General features: G+C 31.8%; 23 protein-coding genes. 16 read left to right on the top strand and 7 right to left on the bottom strand.

Going from position 1 to position 22,813, the window contains the following annotated elements:
* Window positions 1-1,356: an HlyD family secretion protein gene (locus tag V6251_RS00560; RefSeq protein WP_341586519.1), complete on the top strand. Its 1,356-nt coding sequence runs from the start codon at window positions 1-3 to the stop codon at window positions 1,354-1,356.
* Window positions 1,357-1,358: 2 nt separating this feature from the next.
* Entirely contained in the window at window positions 1,359-2,741 is a 1,383-nt protein-coding gene (locus tag V6251_RS00555) for a TolC family protein (protein ID WP_341586518.1), read from the top strand.
* A 1-nt stretch (window position 2,742) separates the two neighbouring features.
* Here V6251_RS00555 and V6251_RS00550 read toward each other — a convergent pair whose 3' ends face one another.
* Complete coding sequence (locus V6251_RS00550) at window positions 2,743-3,507, bottom strand: hypothetical protein (RefSeq protein ID WP_341586517.1); 765 nt, start codon at window positions 3,505-3,507, stop codon at window positions 2,743-2,745.
* Window positions 3,508-3,570: 63 nt separating this feature from the next.
* Window positions 3,571-5,547 (bottom strand): alpha-ketoacid dehydrogenase subunit alpha/beta, encoded by a 1,977-nt coding sequence (locus tag V6251_RS00545; protein ID WP_341587157.1) that lies wholly within the window; start codon window positions 5,545-5,547, stop codon window positions 3,571-3,573.
* Between the two features lie 155 nt (window positions 5,548-5,702).
* On the opposite strand from V6251_RS00545, the gene V6251_RS00540 reads away from it, so the two are divergent.
* From V6251_RS00540 to V6251_RS00520, 5 genes are all read left to right on the top strand, one after another.
* On the top strand, window positions 5,703-6,650 hold the full coding sequence (locus V6251_RS00540) for an isopenicillin N synthase family dioxygenase (RefSeq protein WP_341586516.1): 948 nt from the start codon (window positions 5,703-5,705) through the stop codon (window positions 6,648-6,650).
* Window positions 6,651-6,723: 73 nt separating this feature from the next.
* Entirely contained in the window at window positions 6,724-7,050 is a 327-nt protein-coding gene (locus V6251_RS00535) for a translation initiation factor (RefSeq protein WP_292945604.1), read from the top strand.
* 2 nt (window positions 7,051-7,052) lie between these two features.
* Window positions 7,053-7,982, top strand: a complete 930-nt coding sequence (locus V6251_RS00530; protein ID WP_341586515.1) for a DUF1835 domain-containing protein — start codon at window positions 7,053-7,055, stop codon at window positions 7,980-7,982.
* Complete coding sequence (locus V6251_RS00525) at window positions 7,983-8,852, top strand: nucleoside phosphorylase (protein WP_341586514.1); 870 nt, start codon at window positions 7,983-7,985, stop codon at window positions 8,850-8,852. It abuts the gene before it with no gap.
* A 1-nt stretch (window position 8,853) separates the two neighbouring features.
* The gene (locus V6251_RS00520; protein ID WP_341586513.1) at window positions 8,854-9,708 is read left to right on the top strand and encodes a substrate-binding domain-containing protein; all 855 of its coding nucleotides are present in this window, start codon (window positions 8,854-8,856) and stop codon (window positions 9,706-9,708) included.
* A 172-nt stretch (window positions 9,709-9,880) separates the two neighbouring features.
* Here V6251_RS00520 and ung read toward each other — a convergent pair whose 3' ends face one another.
* On the bottom strand, window positions 9,881-10,546 hold the full coding sequence (gene ung, locus V6251_RS00515) for a uracil-DNA glycosylase (protein ID WP_341586512.1): 666 nt from the start codon (window positions 10,544-10,546) through the stop codon (window positions 9,881-9,883).
* Between the two features lie 185 nt (window positions 10,547-10,731).
* Between ung and V6251_RS00510 the strand changes: the two genes are divergently transcribed.
* The 8 genes from V6251_RS00510 to V6251_RS00475 all read left to right on the top strand — a co-directional run bounded on the left by V6251_RS00510 (window position 10,732) and on the right by V6251_RS00475 (window position 18,288).
* Window positions 10,732-12,225 (top strand): YfcC family protein, encoded by a 1,494-nt coding sequence (locus V6251_RS00510; RefSeq protein ID WP_341586511.1) that lies wholly within the window; start codon window positions 10,732-10,734, stop codon window positions 12,223-12,225.
* A gap of 124 nt (window positions 12,226-12,349) precedes the next feature.
* A complete protein-coding gene (locus tag V6251_RS00505; RefSeq protein WP_341586510.1) occupies window positions 12,350-12,949 on the top strand; it encodes a SatD family protein in 600 nt (199 codons plus the stop codon).
* On the top strand, window positions 12,946-13,656 hold the full coding sequence (locus tag V6251_RS00500) for a DUF3307 domain-containing protein (protein WP_341586509.1): 711 nt from the start codon (window positions 12,946-12,948) through the stop codon (window positions 13,654-13,656). The genes V6251_RS00505 and V6251_RS00500 overlap by 4 nt, the downstream gene beginning before the upstream one ends.
* A 279-nt stretch (window positions 13,657-13,935) precedes the next feature.
* Window positions 13,936-14,694 (top strand): HNH endonuclease, encoded by a 759-nt coding sequence (locus V6251_RS00495; RefSeq protein WP_341586508.1) that lies wholly within the window; start codon window positions 13,936-13,938, stop codon window positions 14,692-14,694.
* A gap of 367 nt (window positions 14,695-15,061) precedes the next feature.
* Window positions 15,062-15,295, top strand: a complete 234-nt coding sequence (locus V6251_RS00490) for a hypothetical protein (protein ID WP_341586507.1) — start codon at window positions 15,062-15,064, stop codon at window positions 15,293-15,295.
* 26 nt (window positions 15,296-15,321) lie between these two features.
* Window positions 15,322-15,696, top strand: coding sequence for a hypothetical protein (locus tag V6251_RS00485; RefSeq protein ID WP_341586506.1), 375 nt, complete (start codon window positions 15,322-15,324; stop codon window positions 15,694-15,696).
* A gap of 18 nt (window positions 15,697-15,714) precedes the next feature.
* Entirely contained in the window at window positions 15,715-15,951 is a 237-nt protein-coding gene (locus V6251_RS00480) for a hypothetical protein (protein ID WP_341586505.1), read from the top strand.
* 162 nt (window positions 15,952-16,113) lie between these two features.
* Entirely contained in the window at window positions 16,114-18,288 is a 2,175-nt protein-coding gene (locus V6251_RS00475) for an endonuclease MutS2 (RefSeq protein ID WP_341586504.1), read from the top strand.
* A 178-nt stretch (window positions 18,289-18,466) separates the two neighbouring features.
* Here the strand turns inward: V6251_RS00475 and V6251_RS00470 are convergent, their stop codons facing one another.
* Entirely contained in the window at window positions 18,467-18,925 is a 459-nt protein-coding gene (locus V6251_RS00470) for an Mpo1 family 2-hydroxy fatty acid dioxygenase (RefSeq protein WP_341586503.1), read from the bottom strand.
* Window positions 18,926-18,965: 40 nt separating this feature from the next.
* On the opposite strand from V6251_RS00470, the gene V6251_RS00465 reads away from it, so the two are divergent.
* Window positions 18,966-19,382 carry a thiol-disulfide oxidoreductase DCC family protein gene (locus V6251_RS00465; protein ID WP_341586502.1) on the top strand — a complete coding sequence of 139 codons (417 nt, stop codon included), beginning with the start codon at window positions 18,966-18,968 and terminating at the stop codon, window positions 19,380-19,382.
* A 283-nt stretch (window positions 19,383-19,665) separates the two neighbouring features.
* Here the strand turns inward: V6251_RS00465 and V6251_RS00460 are convergent, their stop codons facing one another.
* From V6251_RS00460 to V6251_RS00450, 3 genes are read right to left on the bottom strand one after another with little or no spacing between them, the layout of a single operon-like run.
* Window positions 19,666-20,820: a sulfurtransferase gene (locus V6251_RS00460; RefSeq protein ID WP_341586501.1), complete on the bottom strand. Its 1,155-nt coding sequence runs from the start codon at window positions 20,818-20,820 to the stop codon at window positions 19,666-19,668.
* Between the two features lie 54 nt (window positions 20,821-20,874).
* Complete coding sequence (locus V6251_RS00455; protein ID WP_341586500.1) at window positions 20,875-22,197, bottom strand: dicarboxylate/amino acid:cation symporter; 1,323 nt, start codon at window positions 22,195-22,197, stop codon at window positions 20,875-20,877.
* 37 nt (window positions 22,198-22,234) lie between these two features.
* Window positions 22,235-22,813, bottom strand: a complete 579-nt coding sequence (locus tag V6251_RS00450) for a hypothetical protein (RefSeq protein WP_341586499.1) — start codon at window positions 22,811-22,813, stop codon at window positions 22,235-22,237.

The following is a 22,813-nucleotide window of genomic DNA, read 5'->3' as shown; positions in this document are numbered from 1 at the left end:
ATGTTAAATATTTCAACAAATAGCGTCAATAAAAACGTTGACATCAGTCGCTACACTTCAGTGCAAAAAGCACTACACAGAAGACATTACAAACACTTTAATCGTTTACTTATCACATTTGGAGTCATTGGTATTATTATTTTGTTTTTACCATGGACTCAAAATATTACAGCTTCAGGATTAGTCACTACATTAACACCAGATCAACGTCCTCAAACTATACAATCTCCAATTCCTGGACGTATAGAAAAATGGTTTGTTAAAGAAGGGGATTTTGTGTCTAAAGGAGATACAATCTTATTTATTTCTGAAATCAAAAACGAATATTTTGATCCTAATTTAGCTGAAAGAACAAGTCAGCAAATTAAAGCCAAATCATCTTCTGTACAATCGTATGTTGGTAAAGTCAATGCCCTAAATAATCAGATTTCGGCTTTAGCCAATGAAAGAAAATTAAAACTTGAACAAGCAGAAAACAAACTTTTACAATCTAAATTAAAGGCTAAAAGTGATAGTATAGATTTTGAAGCTTCAAAAACCAATTTAAGTATTGCGCAAAAACAATTTGAGCGTACACAGCAATTACAATCAGAAGGCTTAAAAGCGGTTACAGATGTTGAAGAAAAACGCCTGAAATTGCAAGAAACTCAAGCAAAGCTAATATCTCAAGAAAATAAATATTTAGCTGCTCAAAATGAAATTATCAATGCTAAAGTCGAGTTAAACCGTATTAGCGCAGAATACACGGATAAAATATCAAAAGCACAAAGCGATAAATTTACTGCAGAATCTAGTGGTTATGATGCCGAAGCTCAAGTTACAAAACTTGAAAACGCTTTTACCAATTACTCAATGCGTAATGAGATGTACTATATTAAAGCACCTCAGGATGGTTACATTAATAAAGCTATAAAGGCTGGTATAGGAGAAACGTTTAAAGAAGGCGAACAGTTGGTAGGAATCTCTCCTTCTAATTTTGATGTCGCTATTGAGACTTTTATAAACCCAATAGACTTACCATTAGTGCATATTGGCGAAGTTTTTAGAGTACAGTTTGATGGTTGGCCTGCCATTATATTTAGTGGCTGGCCTAACGTATCGTATGGTACTTATGGAGCAAAAGTAGTAGCAATCGAACGTTTTATTAGTCCTAACGGAAAATTTAGAGTGCTTTTAGCGCCTGCTGAAAACGAGCACAAATGGCCTGAAGCTATTCGCGTTGGTTCTGGTGCCAGAGCTATTGGATTATTAGAGGATGTACCTATTTGGTTTGAGTTGTGGAGACAATTAAATGGCTTCCCTCCTAACTATTATCAACCTAGTGGTAGCAAAACAGCTAAAGCAGATAAAAAATAAATATGAAAAAAGTTATTTTATACATAACAATTATTATCCCATTTGTACTGCATTCTCAAACGTTGGATAGTTTAAGTTATACCGAATTTTTAGGCTATGTTAAGCAATATCATCCTGTTGCTAAACAAGCCGATTTATTGCTTGAAAGTGGTCAAGCGTCATTAATGAAAGCACGTGGTGGTTTTGACCCAAAGCTTGAAGCCGATTTTAATGAAAAAGATTATAAAAACACCGAGTATTATGAGCGTTTAAATGCAACATTTAAAGTTCCTACTTGGTATGGTATAGAGCTTAAAGCTAATTTTGAAGAAAATACAGGCTATTATTTAAATCCAGAAAACACAGTACCTGACGATGGATTATTTAGCGCAGGAATTGGATTTTCTCTAGGTCAAGGTTTATTGATGAATAAGCGTATGGCTGACGTTAAAAAAGCTAAGTTTTTTAAAGAGCAAACTCAAGCAGAACGTAATTTACAAGTAAATCAAGTCCTTTATGATGCCTCTATTGCTTACTTTGATTGGTTACAAGCATATAATGAAACTAAAATTTACGAACGCTTTTTAGTAAATGCTAGCATTAGATTTGAAGGTGTACGATCTAGCGTTATAGCAGGAGATAAAGCTGGTATTGATAGCTTAGAAGCAGGTATTGTTGTTAAAAATAGAACTTTAGAATTGGAGCAAGCCAAAGTAAAATTATTAAAAACACGCTTAGAGGCTTCTAATTTTATATGGCTAAACAATACGCCTGTAGATATTAATCAAACCGTAAGTCCAATGACCACTTTAGAAAAAGATATTGATGTGGTTTTAGGCATTAATACCATCCAGAGTTATAACGTTGACAACCACCCAAAATTATTAGCTTTAGGCAGTAAAATAGACGGTTTAGATGTGGATAGACAATTAAAAGCTAATAAGTTATTACCTGTAATCGATGCTCAATATAATTTTTTATCAGAAACTCCAGATCAAGCCAATAGCTTTAATGCTTCATCTTATAAGGCAACCATAAACGTTGCATTTCCGCTGTTTTTAAGAAAGGAACGTGGTGATTTAAAATTATCTAAATTAAAATTACAAGATGCTCAATTTACATTTGCAGACACACAACTTCAAATTAAAAATAAAATTGAAGCCATAACACAAGAATTAGAGTCTTATAAGACACAAAATAACCTTATTAAAACAATCGTTGCGGACTATCAGACGTTACTAAGTGCTGAAGAACGTAAATTTAGTTTTGGAGAAAGCTCAGTGTTTTTAATAAATAGTAGAGAGAACAAATTAATAGATTCTCAAGTAAAAGCAATCAAGCTTAATAACAAGTTTAATGCTACAAAAGCGAAGTTGTTTAACAGTTTAGGATTAGTACCTAATTAGGCTATTCGTCATTTTTAGGATTTGGATCAGCTTCAGATTTATCCTCTTCCTGAGATTTTAACTTAAGCACACTACCCTTTTCTTTAACAACAATAATTGATGCTTTAACACCTGTTGCAAGATTCCATTGGTTTGCTGCAATAACGTTACCTGCCTCATCCAACACCTGAAACTCTGCTGTGTTTGGACCAGACGTTCCTTGGTTTAAGGCCTGAAAATCTATTTTATTAATTCCTTCGTCTAAATAAATAAGCAGTCCGTTAAATCCAGAAGTTAACGTTACACTAGGTACCATAATATCATCATTTAAAAAAACACGTATAGCATCTCCATCAGGATATTGATGATCTCTATAAATAATATTTACGGTTTTGGCAGTCGTTTTATATTCTCCTAAAAACTGATTAACCAAACTTCCGTTATTAGATTTTTCGTCATCTTCCTTAAACTTAAGCTGCTTTTTTAATTGTTTATTAAACAATTCTGCTGGATTTCTAAAGTTATTATCCTCTTCAATCATCGAGAACTCTTTTTTAGGTTTAACAGCAGTTTGCACCTCTTTAGGCGCAATAATTTTATTGTTATTTGCAGCATCAGGTTTAACCGTTTCTGCTTCTGGAGCAGGCTCTATAATTAATTCTGGATCATCTTTAGGGTCTTCAGATTCTATTGCAGGAATGGCAAAACCATTATTCTGACTGTCTATTTGTGCATAACCACATAAAGAAACACTGAAAAGAATTAAAAAAGAAATGTAAAATTTCATGGTATTATAATCTATTATTAGTCGAAAATAAACCAAAAATCATACCTAAATGCTAAAAATATATTAATACTCTAATAATTTTAGCAATTCACCTTCAAATTTATCTCTAGAAAGGTATTGATCTTCTAATTGGTTTATAAATGGTATTGGTGTATCTAAACTTGCTACACGTTTGACTGGAGCGTCTAATTGCTCAAAACAATGTTCCATTATTAGTGCAGATATATCACTTGCTATTCCACCAAATAACGAGTCTTCTTGCAATATAATAGCTCTACCTGTCTTTTTAACTGACGCGTAAATAGTATCTGTATCTAAAGGTTGTAAAGTTCTTAAATCAATAACGTCTGCTTTAATATTTGGATGTTTTTCTAGTGTATTTAAAGCCCAATGTACTGCTGCTCCATAAGCTATTACAGTAACATCATTTCCTGATTGTAAGGTTGCAGCTTTGCCAAACGGAATTGTAAAATAATCGGTTGGAACCTGTTGTCTAATACTTCTATATAATGCTTTATGTTCAAAAAACAAGACAGGATTTGGATCGTTAATAGCTGTAGCTAAAAGCCCTTTAGCATCATACGGAAACGCTGGATAAACCACCTTTAAACCTGGTGTTTTGGTAAACCAAGCTTCATTAGTTTGACTATGAAAAGGTCCTGCTGCAACGCCTGCACCACATGGCATTCTTAAAACAACATCTGCATTTTGGTTCCAACGGTAATGTGATTTTGCTAAATAATTGACCACAGGATTAAAACCTGAGGTCACAAAGTCACTAAATTGCAACTCGACAACACTTTTAATTCTTGCAATGCTTAAACCCATTGCAGTTTCGATAATAGCAGATTCACAAATTGGAGTATTACGTACTCGGTCTTTTCCAAATTGCGCTACAAAACCATCAGTTATTTTAAATACACCACCATATTCGGCAACATCTTGACCCATAATTACTAAATCATCGTGACGCTCCATGGATTGTTTTAATCCTTCAGATATAGCATCAATTAATCGTAATTCTTCAGTATTGCTATTTTCTTTAAATTCTTGATATTCAAAGTTTTGAAATACATCATTTAATTCATTGCTTTCAACAGGAACGATTGGAGTTTCCGCGTAAGCGATATCTAAATTATCATTAATTTCTTTAATAATTTCCTCTTTTAAATCTGCAATAATTGTTTCATTTAAAAGTGCTTGTTGTATTAAATACTCTTGAAAATTATCAATAGGATCTTTAGCAGCCCATTGATCCATTAAGTCTTGTGGCACATATTTGGTACCACTAGCCTCTTCGTGTCCTCGCATTCTAAAGGTTTTAAACTCGATTAGAACAGGACGCGGATTTTCTCGCATACTTTTTACAATGTCATTTAATTTAGTGTAAACTTCTAAGATATTATTACCATCAATTATATGGCTTTCCATACCGTAACCAATAGCTCTGTCTGCTAAATCTTTACAATTATATTGCTCTGTAGTTGGTGTAGATAAACCATATCCATTATTTTCTATACAAAACAACACTGGTAATTGCCATACAGAAGCTACGTTTAACGCTTCGTGTATATCACCTTCACTTGTTCCGCCTTCTCCTGTAAATACAGCAGTAACTTGATTTTTGTTTTTAAGTTTTGATGCCAATGCAATCCCATCTGCAACGCCAAATTGAGGTCCTAAATGACTAATCATTCCCACAATATTAAACTCTTGTGTTCCAAAATGAAAACTTCTGTCACGACCTTTAGTAAAGCCATTAGCTTTTCCTTGCCACTGCGAAAACAACCTATGCAAAGGGATGTCTCTTGTAGTAAAAACACCTAAATTTCTGTGCATTGGCAAGATGTATTCTTCCTTATCTAAAACTGAAGTAACGCCAACAGATATGGCTTCTTGACCAATTCCAGAAAACCATTTACTTACCTTACCTTGACGTAGTAAAATCAGCATTTTCTCTTCTATTAATCTTGGTTTTAGCATACGCTTATAAAGATTTAAAAGCGTCGTGTTATCTAGAGTTCTTTTATCAAAAGTCATTATCGTTTTTTCTAATACTGCTGTTTTCATAAATAGCGTTTGTCAAATATAGAATAATTGCTTAAAAGTAAATCAGCGCTTTTAAAAAAATATGACTATCATTTTTCCAATGTTTTCGCTACATTTGTATATATTACACTTATAAAATAATAAAGATGAATAGCATACCTAGCGTTAATTTAAAGGATTTTACATCTGGAGATCCTGTTAGAAAACAAAAATTTGTTGCTGAGATAGGAAAAGCCTATGAAGAAATAGGGTTTGTAGCCTTAAAAGGACATTTACTTGATGAAGCCTTAGTTGACGATTTATATAAAGAAATAAAAAACTTTTTCTCTTTACCATTAGAGACCAAACATAACTACGAAATTCCAGGTATTGGAGGACAACGTGGATATGTGTCTTTTGGAAAAGAAAGTGCAAAAGGAAAAAAAGAAGGAGATTTAAAAGAGTTTTGGCATTTTGGACAATACGTTGAAGATGATGCTGAACGTGCAAAGGAATATCCTGAAAATGTTACGGTTAATGAGTTGGCTCATTTTAATGAAGTCGGTAAAAAAGCCTACCAAAAATTAGAAGAAACTGCCAAATACGTGTTACGTGCTTTAGCGTTATACTTAGGTTTAGAAGAAACTTATTTTGATAATTACATCCACAACGGAAACTCAATTTTACGTCCTATCCACTATCCTCCTATTACTCAAGAGCCTGATAATGCTGTACGTGCTGCTGCACATGGTGATATTAATTTAATCACATTATTAATGGGTGCACAAGGTCGTGGATTACAAGTGCAAAACCATAATGGCGAATGGATTGATGCTATTGCAGAGCCAGACGAATTAATGATTAATGTTGGTGATATGTTATCAAGACATACCAACAACAAATTAAAATCTACAATACATAGAGTTATTAATCCACCTAGAGAACTTTGGGGAACTTCACGTTATTCAATTCCTTTTTTCATGCATCCAATTAGCGAAATGAAACTAGATGTTTTAGATAGTTGTGTAGATGATGCTAATCCAAAACAATTTGAAGATATTACAGCTGGAGAGTTTTTAGACGAACGTTTAAGAGAACTTGGGCTTAAAAAATAAGTTAACAGGCATTAGACTTTAGTTGATAATCATTGACTAAAGTCTACATATCTGTAAACGGAATACTACTACAATGGATTTAAAAGATCAATTAAAAAATCTTTTTCCAGATCACGAGTCGGAAAATATCGAAGAACAAGAAGACAATAGTGATATCTGGCTACAAGACGACCCTATACTTTGTAAATACGAAAAACGTAAAGGTAAACCTATTACAATTTTGGAAGGGTATACTGGAGCTACAGAAGATTTTAAACTTTTGGCCAAAGAGCTAAAACAAACATTAAGTGTTGGTGGAAGTTTTAAAGACGATAAGATTATTATACAAGGTGATTATCGCGATAAAATAATGGCTATTCTTAAAGACAAGGGTTTTAACGTTAAACGTGTTGGAGGTTAATAATGAGTCAAACTAGTCTGCATATTACCAATGGATCTAACGTTACAGATTACCTTAAAAAATTAAAATTTGAAGGTGAAATGCTAACCTGGCATGAAATGTTGTGTGAAGGTCCAACAGTTAAAGAAATTGATACGCCTAAGTTTTTTAAAATAAGAAAAACATTTTTAGAAAATGCTTATGATGTCGAATATGACGTGAATAGCATTACAACGGAGTATAACAAACTAAATGATGTCTCTAACTACACCCAAATTATTTTATGGTTTGAGTACGATCTTTTTTGCCACATTAACTTAATAGCTGCTATTAGTTTAATTAAACAAAAAGGAATAAAGTTACCTTTATATTTAGTTTGTAGTGGTCGTATTGAAGGCGAAAAGGACTTAAAAGGACTTGCGCAATTATCTGAAAAACAACTATTAAAAGAGTTTGAAAATAAAATCAAATTAAATGTTGATGATATTGCAACTGCACAAAAAGCTTGGCGAATATATTGTGAGGAAGACCATAATTTATTAAAAGAGTTAATTGTTAGACCTTCTAGTTTTAAATATTTAAGCAATTGCTTAAAAGCACATTTACGTCGTTTTCCGGATACAAGAAGTGGTTTAAATACCTTAGAGTACAATACTTTAAAATTAATTAAAGAATACAAAATTAAATCACGCCATCACCTACTTGGATACTGTTTACATTATCAAGGCTATTATGGTTTTGGGGATTTACAATTAGAACGTATGATTGATAGGTTACACCTATTTTATGACGAAACTGAAGAGACATTGATGCTTAATAGAAATGGGCATTTAGCATTAGAGCATCAAAAAAACTTCTTTAAAATAATTGATACCAATTTTAGATTTGGAGGCGTTAATAAAGCGGACTACCAATACAATAAAACAGAAAATAAATTAATACATACCATATAAATGGCTATACAAGAATCAGAATTAATTTTAAATCCTGATGGTAGTGTTTACCATCTTAATTTAAAACCAGAACATATTGCAGATACAATAATTACTGTAGGTGATCCTGACCGCGTTTCTGGAGTAACAAAATACTTTGATTCGGTTGAGTTTACAACCCGTAAAAGAGAGTTTCATACTCAAACTGGAATGTATAAAGGTAAACGTATAACCGTTATATCAACTGGAATAGGAACTGATAATATCGATATTGTGTTTAATGAATTAGACGCTTTGGTTAATATAGATTTAAAAACCAGAACTATAAATAAAACGCATAAGTCGTTAGATATTATCCGTATTGGTACTTCTGGATCTATCCAAAAAGAAATTGGTATTGACACGTTTTTAATAAGTGAAAAAGCTTGTGGATTTGACAGTTTACTTCACTTTTATAATAGTAAACACATCCAACAAACAGACGTTGCAGAGGCTTTAGTAGCACATACAAATTGGTCTTCGGACAAATCAAAACCTTATGTTGTCACAGCAGATAAAGATTTAGCTGCAAAGCTAGAATCTGACCAAACCACTAAAGGTTTTACAGCAACAAATGTAGGGTTTTATGGACCACAAGGTCGTGTGTTAAGGTTGTCTATTCAGGATAACGATTTAAACGATAAACTTGCTAGTTTTAATTTTAACAATCAACCTATTACTAATTTAGAAATGGAAACCGCAGGAATTTATGGTTTATCTAAATTATTAGGTCATCGCGCAGTATCTATGAATGCTATTATAGCCAATCGTGCAACCGGAGAATTTAGTCAAGATCCTAAAAAAGTAGTAGATCAATTAATTACATATACGTTAGACAAAATAGTTAGTTAAGATGAAGCAGATTAATATTGGTGGTGTCCCAGAACATTTTAACCTAGCTTGGTATTTAGGATTAAAAAATGGCGAGTTTAAAGAAGAAGGTATCAACTTACGTTGGAAAGACTATTTTGGTGGTACAGGTGCTATGTGCAAAGGATTAAGAGATGGTGATATAGACATGGCTGTCATCCTAACAGAAGGTATTATTAAAGATATTATTGATGGTAATAAATCTAAAATTGTTCAAGTATTTGTAAAAACACCATTAATATGGGGAATTCATGTGGCTGCAAAATCACAATACAATACCATTGAAGATTTAAAAGGAACTAAAGCTGCTATTAGTAGATATGGTTCTGGATCGCATTTAATGGCTTACATTAATGCAGAAAATAACGGTTGGGATTTAGAAAAAGATTTAGATTTTGAAGTTATAAAAAGTTTAGATGGAGCTGTTGAAGGCTTATCCCAAGGAAAAGCAGACTACTTTATGTGGGAAAAATTTACCACAAAACCATTAGTAGATAATGGTACGTTTAGACGCGTAGACAATTGTCCTTCACCTTGGCCTTGTTTTGTTATAGCTGTAAGAGAAGAGTTTTTAAAAACCAACAAAGACGACGTTAAAGCTATTTTAAACATTGTTAATGCCACAACCCAAGAGTTTAAAGACATACCAAGTATTGACCGTATGATTGCTAATCGTTACGAGCAAGAATTGGAAGATGTGCAGGAATGGCTTGGTTTAACCGAGTGGTCTCAAGACAATATTTCTGAAAAAACCGTCCAAAAAGTACAAGACGAATTATTGGCATTAAACATTATTCCTGAAAAATGGAAGTATGAAGATTTAGTTGCCGATATATAAACAATAAAAAATGCCTCACTAAAAATGAGGCATTTTTATTTGTATTATATATCAAATATACTAGTATAATCACTCACAACTAATCGCTTTAACTACAAAAGATAGTTTTATAAAATGAGAACGTTTGACATAAAACGCAAAGCAGTTTCAAAAAACTACAACAATTATAAATCTACCAATTTATTAAATCCAATCCATTTGATGCTAATAAGCTATTAGTCTGACTAAAATGTTTATTTCCAAACCAATATCCACGATTAGCGCTTAAAGGCGAAGGATGTCCAGAGGTTAATATATGGTGTTTTGTACCATCTACTAACTTCGATTTTTTCTTTGCAAATCCTCCCCAAAGCAAAAACACAACATTTTCCTTTTGATTGCTAATAGTTTTAATTACTGCATCTGTAAAGGTTTCCCAACCTTTATTTTGATGACTGCCTGCTTCATGTGCTCTAACGGTTAAAGTGGCATTTAGTAAAAAAACGCCTTGTTTAGCCCAATGCTCTAAATTTCCGCTTGACGGATAAGGTGTATTTAAATCCGTTTCAATTTCTTTAAAAATGTTTACTAAAGATGGAGGATGTTTTACACCATCATTAACACTAAAAGATAATCCATTGGCTTGATTGTAATTGTGGTAAGGATCTTGACCAATAATCACGACTTTTAAAGCCTCTAAAGTACAGGTATTAAAAGCATTAAATATTAAATCTTCTGGCGGAAAACAAGTTTCTGTTTTATATTGATTGTCCACATATTGAGTTAAATCTTTAAAATAAGGTTTATCAAATTCGGTTTGTAAATATTTTTTCCAACTTTCATGGATAGTGACGTTCATATCTTGTTTATTTTTGCTGCAATGTGCTTTAAATGGTATGCTAAAAATAATACTATCTTTAATAACACTAAACCAATATTTAAAATATTAAATAACCCTCTAAAACTCAACTTTTAGTAATATTGAAAACTGTTTTAATTTATATAAAATAGCATTTGATTATCAAAAAGCTGAATACATCATACATGAAAACACTTAAATTTCCTTCTGCTCAAACCATTTTATTAATTATTGCAGGATTAGTGACATTACTAACTTGGTTAGTTCCTGCTGGTAAATACCAAACTTTAGGGTACGATAAAACAGCTAATCAATTTACAAGAGTTAGTTTGGAGGAATCTGTTACCTTACCTGCAACTCAGGAAACGTTGGAGACTTTAAATATTAAAATCCCATTAGAAAAATTTACAAATGGTGACATTTACAAACCTATTAATATTCCAAATACCTACCAACAGCTGGAAGCCAAACCACAAAGTTTTTACGACTTTGTAAAGTCGCCAGTTAAGGGTATTATTGAGGCTTCAGACATTATTTTTCTTGTTTTAATTATTGGAGGATTAATTGGTATTATTAATAGTACAGGTGCTTTTGATGCTGGTATTGGATGGTTAGCTAATGCTTTAAAAGGTCGCGAGTTTATCCTGATTATACTTGTTACTGTGTTGGTAGCTGCTGGTGGAACAACGTTTGGCTTTGCTGAAGAGACTATTGCCTTCTTCCCTATTCTAATTCCTGTGTTTTTGGCAGCAAAATATGACGCAATGGTTGGTATTGCGTGTATTTTTTTAGGAAGCTCGATTGGTACTATGTGCTCTACTATAAATCCGTTTAGTACTATTATTGCTAGTGATTCGGCTGGAATTAGTTGGACCACAGGATTATGGATTCGTCTTTTTATGTTGTTTGCCTGTCTGACTATTGCTTTAATTTATATTATTAGATATGGTAAACGTGTCCAAAAAGATCCTACAAAATCTATTATTTATGACCAACAACAGCAAATTGCTGCTTTATTTACACAAAACAACTCAAAAACAGTAACCTTTACAACACGTCTTAGGTTATCCTTAATTGTATTTGCACTTTGCTTTATTATCATGATTTATGGTGTTGTCGCTTTAGAGTGGTGGTTTGTGGAGATGACTTCTACTTTTTTAGTTGGTAGTATTTTAATTGGTGTTATCGCTAATATTAAAGAAGCAGATTTTATAGACACCTTTGTAAAAGGTGCAGGAGATTTATTAGGTGTGGCTTTAATTATTGGTATTGCACGTGGTGTAACCGTTATTATGGCAGATGGCTTAATTAGTGACACGTTATTACATTATGCTAGCGGAATGACACAAGGTATGAATAAAGGTGTTTTTGCTAGTGCCTTAACTGCTATTTACGCTGGTTTATCCTTTTTTATACCAAGTAGTTCTGGTATGGCAGTATTAACTATGCCAATCATGTCACCTTTAGCAGATAGTGTTGGTATTGGTAGAGAGGTTGTGGTTAACGCGTATCAATTTGGTATGGGATTATTTTATTTTATCAATCCAACAGGTTTAATTTTAGCCTCTTTAGCTGTGGTTAAAGTTGGATTTAATAAATGGCTAAAATTTGTAATGCCATTATTTATTATGCTAATTATATTTACTGTAGTTGTCATGACAGTGACTAGTTACATGTAAACGTAACCTATCAGATATTACTAATTATCTGTTTTAAATCAGATATTACCAATTATCGTATTATTAGCAGATATATTTGCATATCGTCTTAAAAACAGATATCTTTATAAAAATTAATAGTACTATGATTGCAGTTTTAACAGGAGACATCATTAATTCAAGACAAGGTAATGTCTTGCAATGGTTGGATACTTTAAAAAACACCCTAAACCAATATGGACAAGAGCCACACGATTGGGAAATTTTTAGAGGAGACAGTTTTCAATTAGTTACCACACCACAACGTGCTTTATTAGCTGCAATACATATAAAAGCAGCCATAAAAGAAAGCAAATTATACGATGTCAGAATCGCAATTGGTTTAGGCAATCAAACCCATAAGGCTAAAAAAATTGCCGAATCCAATGGTCCTGCTTACGTTAACTCTGGATTAGCTTTTGAAAACCTAAAAAAGCAAACACTAGCCATAAACGCTAACCAACCAGATTGGGACCAACCCTTAAACATCATGCTAAACTTAGCCTTATTAACCGCAAATAACTGGAGCAGCACAGTTGCCAATGTTATTGTAACGGTTATGGAGCATCCCACAAAAAACCAAAAAGAAATAGCAACACTATTAGGTAAATCCCAAAGTAATATCAGCGAAGCCTTAAAACGTGGTGGCTATGACGAGGTCATGCAACTAAACACCTACTACCAACAACAACTACAAAAATTATGATGCTATTAGTCCTAAAATTAGTCCTAGCACACGCAATTGGCGATTTTGTCCTGCAACCAGACCAATGGGTAAAAGACAAAACCATAAAAAAGCACAAGTCCAAATACCTATATTTTCATGTGCTAATACACGCCTTAGCATTACTAGTATTACTACAATTTAATGCCAACTATTGGATAGGAATAGTCAGCATAGTCGTCTCTCATTACATAATAGATGTCATTAAACTTAATCTAACCAAAAAAATAAACCCAAGACTACTATTTATATTAGATCAAATAGCACACCTAATAGTCATTGCAATAGTCGCATTAAGTTACACGCAATATAGCTTTGATATCAACACATTATACTCTAAAAACGTCTTAGCATTACTACTATCCTTAATAGCTATAACTAGTATCGCATCCGTAATCATGCGCTTAGTCATGAGCAAATGGATCCTGGACGAGGACGATGCAAACGACTCTTTAGAAAAAGCAGGAAAATACATTGGTATACTAGAGCGACTATTTGTATTTGGTTTTATAATCATCAATCAATGGAGTGCTATAGGACTATTAATAGCAGCAAAATCCGTGTTTAGATTTGGCGATTTATCCAAAGCCAAAGACCGTAAATTAACCGAATATATTTTAATAGGTACACTACTTAGTTTTGGAATAGCCATAAGCGTTGGATTACTCTACAATTTTATAATAGCCTAACCACAAATTAATAGTATAACGCTTTCGCGGAAATAATGCCATAAGCCACTTACCTACTACCGAAACTATAAAACCAAACCTAAACAGGTTACATTATAGCAACAGTTATAACCACCTTGACAAAAAGCACAAACCTTAGTTTGTGCTTTTTATGTTTATAACATTTAATATGATTACGGAATACCGTAATAATACCACCAAAACTTATTTTACATTTGGAAGGCATTACTTTAATATAACGGTCACATATATTAAAATATTAAATCTAACAGTAGTTTTATGAAAAAATGTCTTTGGTGTTTAAAATCAGAACCATCAATATCTTTCAAAAAAAAAGCACATACTATTCCTAAATCATTAGGAGGTGAAAATATAAATAATAATGTTTGCGATAGCTGCAATGAATATTTCGGAAATAAACAGGAAGAAAATTTCTCAATAGAAGAAGCTCTAAAAGAAGCATTTAATATAACAAGGAAAAGAATTTTATTAAGTTCAAAACCTAAAAAACAAGTTGGCAAATTTAAATCAAGATTTTTCGATATAAAAGAAAAAAAAGGTAAATACAAAATACAATACAGAACTTCTTTTAGATTTAATACTCATTTTCAAATTAAATTATGCAATTCATTTAAAAGAGGTCTTTATAAGTTATATTTTGAAGAGTTAAATAGACAACAAAACATTGGATACGAAGATCAATATAACATTATTAGAGAATATGCTAGATATAACGTTAATGACTTACCTGTTTTTTATTTTAAAAGAAAGTTTGGTATGGTAGCTTTAACTGAAAGAGAAGCAGAAACTCCAACTCTTAAATTCAATCGAATGAAATATTTATATTCTAACGATTGTTTCGAAGAAATAGAATTTTTAGGACATGTCTTTGGTTTTCCTAAAAAAGAATTTAGTAAATCCTCATTTGAAAATTATTATTCTGAATCTGTTAAAAAGAAACAAGACACCTTTTTAACTATGACAATAATAAAGAAATTTACAGATATAGATATTACTTGGAGTATTATGAATAATTAGTTTTTTTATTATATAAACCACATTAATTAAATCATCTTATTTGTAATATAATTAAAACTACGTTGCTTCTCTAGTAATCATTATACAAAAATTTTTCATTAAATAATTCCAAACCTGAACTTATAAAACGGTAATCAAAATTTAGTAAGCATAATAAAAAAAATAAAAGGTTTTAAAATATTATCAAAATTTTATACAAACTACAACTTCATTAAAAAACATTCATTACCCTAACAACTCCTATTCTTAATAATTAAAAACCCTCTAAACTAGCATTACATTTAATTTACTTAATTTAGCTACCTAACCTATTCAAGTTACCATAAGCTAACCAAAAGCGCTATAATTTCCACAATACAACAACCCAATGATTATAGATCAAGAACAAATATTTAAAGACGTACTTTCTAAATTAGAAGGTAATATTAACGAACAAAGTTTTTTTAATAAGTTCTTGGAGTTATACCCAGAAGTTTGGAAAAAACATAAAACAAACTATTCAAAATTTAACCGAAGTAAACAATTTGGACAAACCATTCCGTTACCAAAACCTGAAGTTTCTTTGCGTAAAGCCATTAGATTGTGGTTACAAAAGCAGTAAACAGTTAAAACCCAATTTCACATAATATGCAAAAAGTCATAGTTATAGTATTGTTTCTAATAACAACCAATAGTTTTAGTCAAGAGTTAAACTGTTCAGCATTTAAAAACGGAACATTTACTTACACAGATCCAGATTACGCAGACTTACTAACTATCAGGACAGACTCTATACAAATAGACACTTACCCAAAACTAAATTTGGAAATGACAAGCACTGTGACTTGGCTTTCGGATTGTAAATATCAAATGGTTTACACTAAAGTTAACGATTCTAAAATGCAACCCATAATTGGTGTCAAATATGTTATTGAAATCATTGAGATTAACGACAATAAAATTATATGTCAAACCGACTCTGGAGACGTTATAGTAAAACAAGAAATGATTAAGCTAAAATAGTAACCTGAAATAGCCAAAATGACCAAAAAAAACATCCTTCAAAATCCGACAAAAACTAACCTAATCGTTTTTACTTTATTATGGATGGTATCTGTAATTTTAATTACTTTAAGTGTAACAGACTTATTTACAAAAAGCGTTTTTCAAAAAAGATATATTCCTATTTTTATTATAGTTTTAGCGTCATCTAGAATGGTAGCTAAACTGTATTATAATTACTTTAAAAATAAAAAAAACCAACCAATCGCAAGTTAAAGTGTTTCTTGTATTAGATATTTATTAATCAAATCTTAAAATGATAAATAACTATTTAAACTATAATTTAAAATCCCATCGCAATTCCGTAAATTTGTAATGCTAAAAAAAGAATAATTAACGCTTATTACCAGTTTTTCGTTGTCACGAAAAATAATATAGATGATAAACATTCACGAAAAGACATTACAAGATTTAGAGTTTTCTACCGTTTTAGAGCAAGTAAGCGAGTATTGCGTTACTGCTTTAGGTAACCAAAAAGCACTAAGTATTTTACCATATAAAGACAAAGAAACGCTACTTAACGCATTACAATTAACTAACGAGTATCTATCGTCTTACTATAATGATAATCGCATTCCAAATCATGGTTTTGACACCATTACTAAAGAGTTGCAATTATTAAAAATAAAAAATACCTATTTAGAAACCCATAGTCTTAAAAAACTAATTTCTATATCCTTAACCGCTAACGATATTGTCAAATTTTTAAAAAAGTTTGATACCTATTATCCAGGTTTACACCAATTCAGCACACAAATTGAAGTTACTACTGCTATTATTGAAAAAGTGGATAGCGTTGTAGACCGTTTTGGAGATGTAAAGGACAATGCTTCGGTATTATTACAAAGCATCAGACAACAAATTAATAAGTTAAAAGGTAAAATTAACTCTAGCTTTACCTCTGCCTTAAACCAATATCATAATCTAGAATATTTAGATGATATTAGAGAGTCTGTGGTGGACAACAAGCGTGTACTAGCTGTAAAAGCAATGTACAGACGTAAGGTTAAAGGTGCCATAATGGGTGGAAGTAAAACAGGAAGCATCGTTTATATCGAGCCTGAAACCACGTTACAACACACCAGAGAACTTAATAATTTAGAATACGAAGAAAGCGAAGAAGTTGTACGTATCCTAAAAGAAGTGACTAATTACATTCGTCATTACTTACCGTTATTAGAGTTATATCAAACCTTTTTAACAGAAGTGGATGTGATTTCCGCGAAAGCGAAATATGCTAAATCCATGAACGCTATTTTACCAGAAATTAGCGAAGACAGAGCCTTATACTTGCGTGATGCCTACCATCCACTACTCTATTTAAACAATTTAGAGAAAAAAGAAAAAACATTTCCGCAAACCATTGGACTTAAAGAAGACAGTCGCATTATTGTGATTTCGGGACCAAATGCTGGAGGTAAATCTATTACATTAAAAACCGTTGGTTTACTGCAAGTCATGTTGCAATCCGGTTTTTTAATTCCTGTGCATGAGCGTAGCAAAGCCTTTTTATTTGATCGTATTGTTAGCGATATTGGAGATAATCAATCCATCGAGAATCATTTAAGTACCTATAGTTACCGTTTAAAACAGATGAATTATTTCTTGAAAAAAATTAACAAGAATACATTGTTTTTAATTGACGAATTTGGTACTGGATCTGATCCAGAATTAGGAGGTGCTTTAGCTGAAACGTTTTTGGAAGAATTTTATGCTAGAAAAGCCTACGGAATTATTACCACACATTACGCTAACCTAAAAATGTTGGCTAATGAAAAGGACGAAATGATTAACGCTAACATGATGTTTGACGAGCGTACCTTGGAACCAATGTACAAATTAGCATTAGGTCAAGCTGGTAGTAGTTTTACGTTTGAAGTCGCACAAAAAAATGGAATTCCGTATAGCTTAATTAACCGTTCTAAAAAGAAGATTGAACGCAGTAAAGTCCGTTTTGATGCCACGATAGCTAAATTACAAAAACAACGTGCTAAGCTTGAAAAAACAAGCGAATCGCTAAAGGTTAATGAAAAGAAAAAACAATCTGAAGCTGATAAATTAGAAGAAATCAATGCTAAAGTTCAGAAAAAACTAGAAAACTATCAAGAGTTATATGACAGCAATCAACGACTGATTTATTTAGGTCAGAAAATGAATGATATTGCAGAGAAATTTTTTAACGATAAGAAGAAAAAAGAGTTAATGTCAGAGTTGTTTAGATTAGTACAAATTGAAAACTCTAAACGAAAAAAAATAACTGCAAAACAAGCTAAAGCCGAAAAAGCTAAAGAGAAGCAAGTTAAACAGGAAGCCGAAAAAACAGTAGAAGTCATCCGTAAAAAGAAGAAAGACGCTAAAGAAAAAGAAAAAAATAAACCTGTAGCACCAAAAGCAATCTTAAAAGTTGGTGATCGCGTAAGGATGAATGATGGTCGTGCTGTTGGTACTATTGATAAGTTTGAAAAAGGCAAAGCAATTGTGAACTATGGTATGTTTACCACTAACGTCAATGTTGATGTTTTAGAGCTTGTTGAGGCTGTTAAAAAGAAATAGTAATATAATAATAATATAATAATAAGTAACATAATGCTTCACAACGTCACTTCGAGTGATTTGTGAGGCACGAGCAAATTGTATCGAGAAGTACATTAAATAATAAAACAATAAGTTCTCGATACACTCCTCCTACGTCGAAGCACTCGAACTGACGTGATGTGATTACTTAAATAGACTACTTACCAAATAACTTGTACATAACCCAAGCTGGTCCAACTAATAAAAACTGTAAATCATCAATAAAACTAGGTTTTTGACCTTCTACCTTATGACCATAAAATTGACCAATCCAAGCTATAATAAATAACGCTAAAGAGAAATAAACTAAAGGAACATATTGCGCAATAATATAATTAAGCACAAGACAAAAAGCCGAAAACAATAACATTTGTATCCCAACTTTTACAGACAGTCTAAAATAAAATAACACCAAGGTTATAACTAATAAAACAAAAGCCCAATTAGCAATAATGGGATGAGGTAAAATCGAGTTTAAAACACCACTAGGTATTGACATAAACAAACCAACAACACTAAAAAATATAGCTGGCACACATATAAAATGTATAGAAATGTTTGTCGGATTTTGATGACTGACAGCATAACTATCAAACCATTGTTGTAAAGTTCTCATATAATTGAATTTTGTAAATATATTAATTTATTTTTGTGATATGCAAAATTTACCAAACGACAAATCGCTTATTCTTTTTGATGGTGTATGCAACCTTTGCAACACATCAATACAATTTGTTATAAAACACGATACTAAAAATAAGTATTTATTTGCACCTTTACAAAGTAATATTGGTCAGTCTATTATCCAGAAATATAACTTGGATACTAGCAAAACGGACTCCATACTACTCTATTCCAATAGTAAAGGCTTAAAGGTTAAATCGACTGCTGCTTTAATAATAGCGACACACTTGGGATTTCCGATAAATATGTTAGGTGTTTTTTTTATAGTACCTACATTTATTAGAAATTGGGTGTATGACTTTGTAGCTAAAAACCGTTATAGATGGTATGGCAAAAAAGAAGCTTGTATGATTCCTACTCCAGAATTAAAAGCTAAATTTTTAGATTAATAAGCTTTGACTCATTCAAAGGTATGCTTCCCTCATTAAAAACACCTGTTTACTCAATTACAATTTTATAACACTAGCTAGTCTATTAACTTTGAGTATGAGGTTGGTTATAGCCTCAAAACAGTTACGTTAACTCAAGCCTAACTTCTGTTAGTTAGGAATAGATTGCGTTTTAGTTTAAGGAATGTCTAACCTTAAATTAGCATAGTATTATACTTAGGACAAAAAACTGTTTTGAGGCTTTTTAATTTTGCCCTAAGGCTTAATCAAAAGTTGCTCTAAACTAAGCTTTTAGTATTTTTTTTAATAAATTATAAGCAGCTTTCTCCATTTGATCCATTTCACCATCTGCAAAAGCCATAAGTTTTATATCTGCAAATAGATCTGCAAAATCATTGCGATAATAATCATGAGTTTTAACTGCTTCAATTATATTTTGAATACTTTGATAGTCGTTATCTTCTTCAAATTTTTCGTGTACACGATTATAAACGTCTTTATTAACTCTAGAAAGAATATAATTTTTTTCTTTTTTAGTTTCGTCTAAATCTGAATGTGCTATAAATATTAAAATATAGGCTAGCAATTCATCTTTAGACCATGTATTTGGTTGTTTCATTATTGAAGATTTTAAAGTTCCGTATTCTGTCCACGATCCATCGTAAACACTATTATTATAACCTATAATTGTTGCTGCTAAGCTTAAAACAGAAGCTGTAATACCAGAGCCACAACTAAATATTATGTGCTGATTCTGCTTTAAAATAGTTTCAAAAATCAGACGCAACTCTTCTTTAGACTTAAGCTTGTAACCTTCCAAAATAGCATCGTGCGGTAAATTTATCGAGTTTGGTATTGTTCCTGATCGTAATCCAGCTCTAGGCTCGACAATTTTACTAGTAAATCTATCTTTTGATCTAGCATCTATAATAGTAAAATCAGGATCTTTACTAATAGCTTCAAGCGACTCAAAATAGACTACATTATTTGGATTATATTTTGTAGTAAAATTACCTGGTTTATAGTCTAAATTATGTGTTTTTTCTGTTTTATAACCTTGTGCTTCCCATTCTGGCAAACCACCATCTAAAACTGCAACATTATTATGTCCAAACGTTTTAAGTAACCACCAAGCACGTGGACTAGAATAAATGCCTAAAGCATCATAAACAACAATATAACTATCGTTATTAATCCCTAAACGTTGTGCTTCTGTTTCAAACTGAACTTCTGAAGGTATTGTATTAGGAAACCTTGCTTTAACGTCACTAAAAGCATTTTTTATATCAAAAAATCGCGCATTAGGAATATACTTTTGATTCGGTTTTAAAGATTGACTTCCAACTTTTGGTATAGACGCATCCAATACAATTAGCTGGTCACGATTAATGTTGGCCTTTAACCAATCCACCGAAACAATAGTATCAAATCCATCCATAATTACTTTTTAATTTATATGTATTAAACCATTAAACGTATTAAAATTAGTAGTTTATTTTACATTTTCATAATTATCATCCCATTCTTTAGCCTTAGGATTATCATGTAATTTACCTAAGGACTTAGCTACTAACATAGATACAGTTGCATCTCCTGTTACATTAACTACAGTTCTGCACATATCTAATGGTCTGTCAACCGCAAAAATTAAGGCTAACCCAATAGGTAGTAATTCTGCAGGAAACCCTATAGCTTCTAATACAATAACTAACATAACCATACCAGCACTTGGTACTGCAGCACTACCAATAGAAGCTAATAAAGCGGTACCTACAATAACTAATTGATTTGTAAAAGTTAGTCCTTCAGGCCAAATAACTTGCATAATAAATACAGCAGCAATACCTTGGTATAAACTTGTACCATCCATATTAACCGTTGCTCCTACTGGTAAAACAAATCCTGCGACTTCTTTATCAACACCTAAATGCTCCTCTACACGCTCCATTGTTACTGGTAATGTAGCAGCACTACTTGATGTAGAAAAGGCTAATAATTGCGCTGGACTAAATTGTTTTAAAAACCATAAAGGTGATTTTTTAGTAACCACTTTGACTAGCATTAGGTAGAAGCAAATCATTAAAAATAAACCAAATACTACGCATGCTGCATAACCCAATAGTTTAACCAATATCGTGGTATCATCAAATGCGATAATTACATTTGCCATTAGTGCAAATACTGCATAAGGAGCAAACAACATAATTAAATCCACCATTTTCATAACCACTTCATTTAAAGAATCAAAGAAATCAACTAATGGTTTGGCTTTTTTCTCCGGAATTAATAGTAAGCATATACCCACAAATAAAGCAAAGAATATAACCTGTAACATCGCTGGCTCTGCAAACGAATTAAATATATTACTAGGAAAAATATCTACTAAAGGTTGTAATGGTCCAGCTTCTTTAGTCACTTTGGCTTTACCTATCATAACATCTGCATTACCTTGGTATGCTGTTTTGATGTTCTCGATTGTATCTTGAGGCATTCCTTCGCCTGGTTTAATAATATTAACAATACTTAAACCAATAACTATAGCTATAACAGTTGTCCCAATATAAATACCTATAGTACGTAAGCCCATAGATTTAATTTTAGAGATATCTTTTAAATCAGAAATTCCTTTTATTAGTGATGCTAATATTAACGGAACAGCAATCAATTTTAATAGATTAATAAAAATAGTTCCAAAAGGTGCTATCCAATCTCCAACAAAACCTCTACCTCCATCAACGCTATTCATTAAAAATCCAAAAATGATACCTAATACCATTCCTATTATAATTTTCCAGTGTAATGCAAGTTTTTTCATATCTTTTGGTAGTTGTTCCTTTTAAAAAGTACTTTTTTTAAGTTATTAAATTAGTTTTTCTTCCTATTGTTTTATGTCTCCAAACTTCGTAAAGATGACACGTTGTATGTTCTTGATTTGGATTGTCTAATGGTAATTGTGTTTGTATTGTTTTTGCTTTATCATAGTCCGTTATTAATCCATAATCATTTAAATCTGAAGGTAAAAATGTAGCATCAAAACCTCCTGCATTTGATAAAGCACTAGTATCTCCTGTAACCTCAATTAAGTCATAGCCTACAAAATCAAAATGTGCTGTTAAGTTAGCTTTTTCACTATTAGGTTGTTTGACTATTGCTAACAAATTAAAATATTGCAACTCTTTTACTTTTTCAAGCACAAAGTCTAAATCATTAAAATAAAACATGACCATGCCTTGATCTGTAATAATATGATCCCAATCCTTTACCGAATCTAAATCAGGCATAAAAGACAACCTATTTAAGTTACCATCTAAAGATACTAATTCTGTTAGATGTGTCAAATCAGAATAAGCTATAAAATCGACCCAACTAAATCCCGTTTTACTTTCAGGATCAAAGGTGTTTAAAGCGGTATAATAAATTTGAGGGTCCAT

Origin of the sequence: Olleya sp. Ti.3.14 (assembly GCF_038154885.1) — a bacterium.
Lineage (GTDB): Bacteria > Bacteroidota > Bacteroidia > Flavobacteriales > Flavobacteriaceae > Olleya.
Note: the sequence above shows the minus strand (reverse complement) of the source record. Positions and strands in the feature narration are given on the sequence as shown.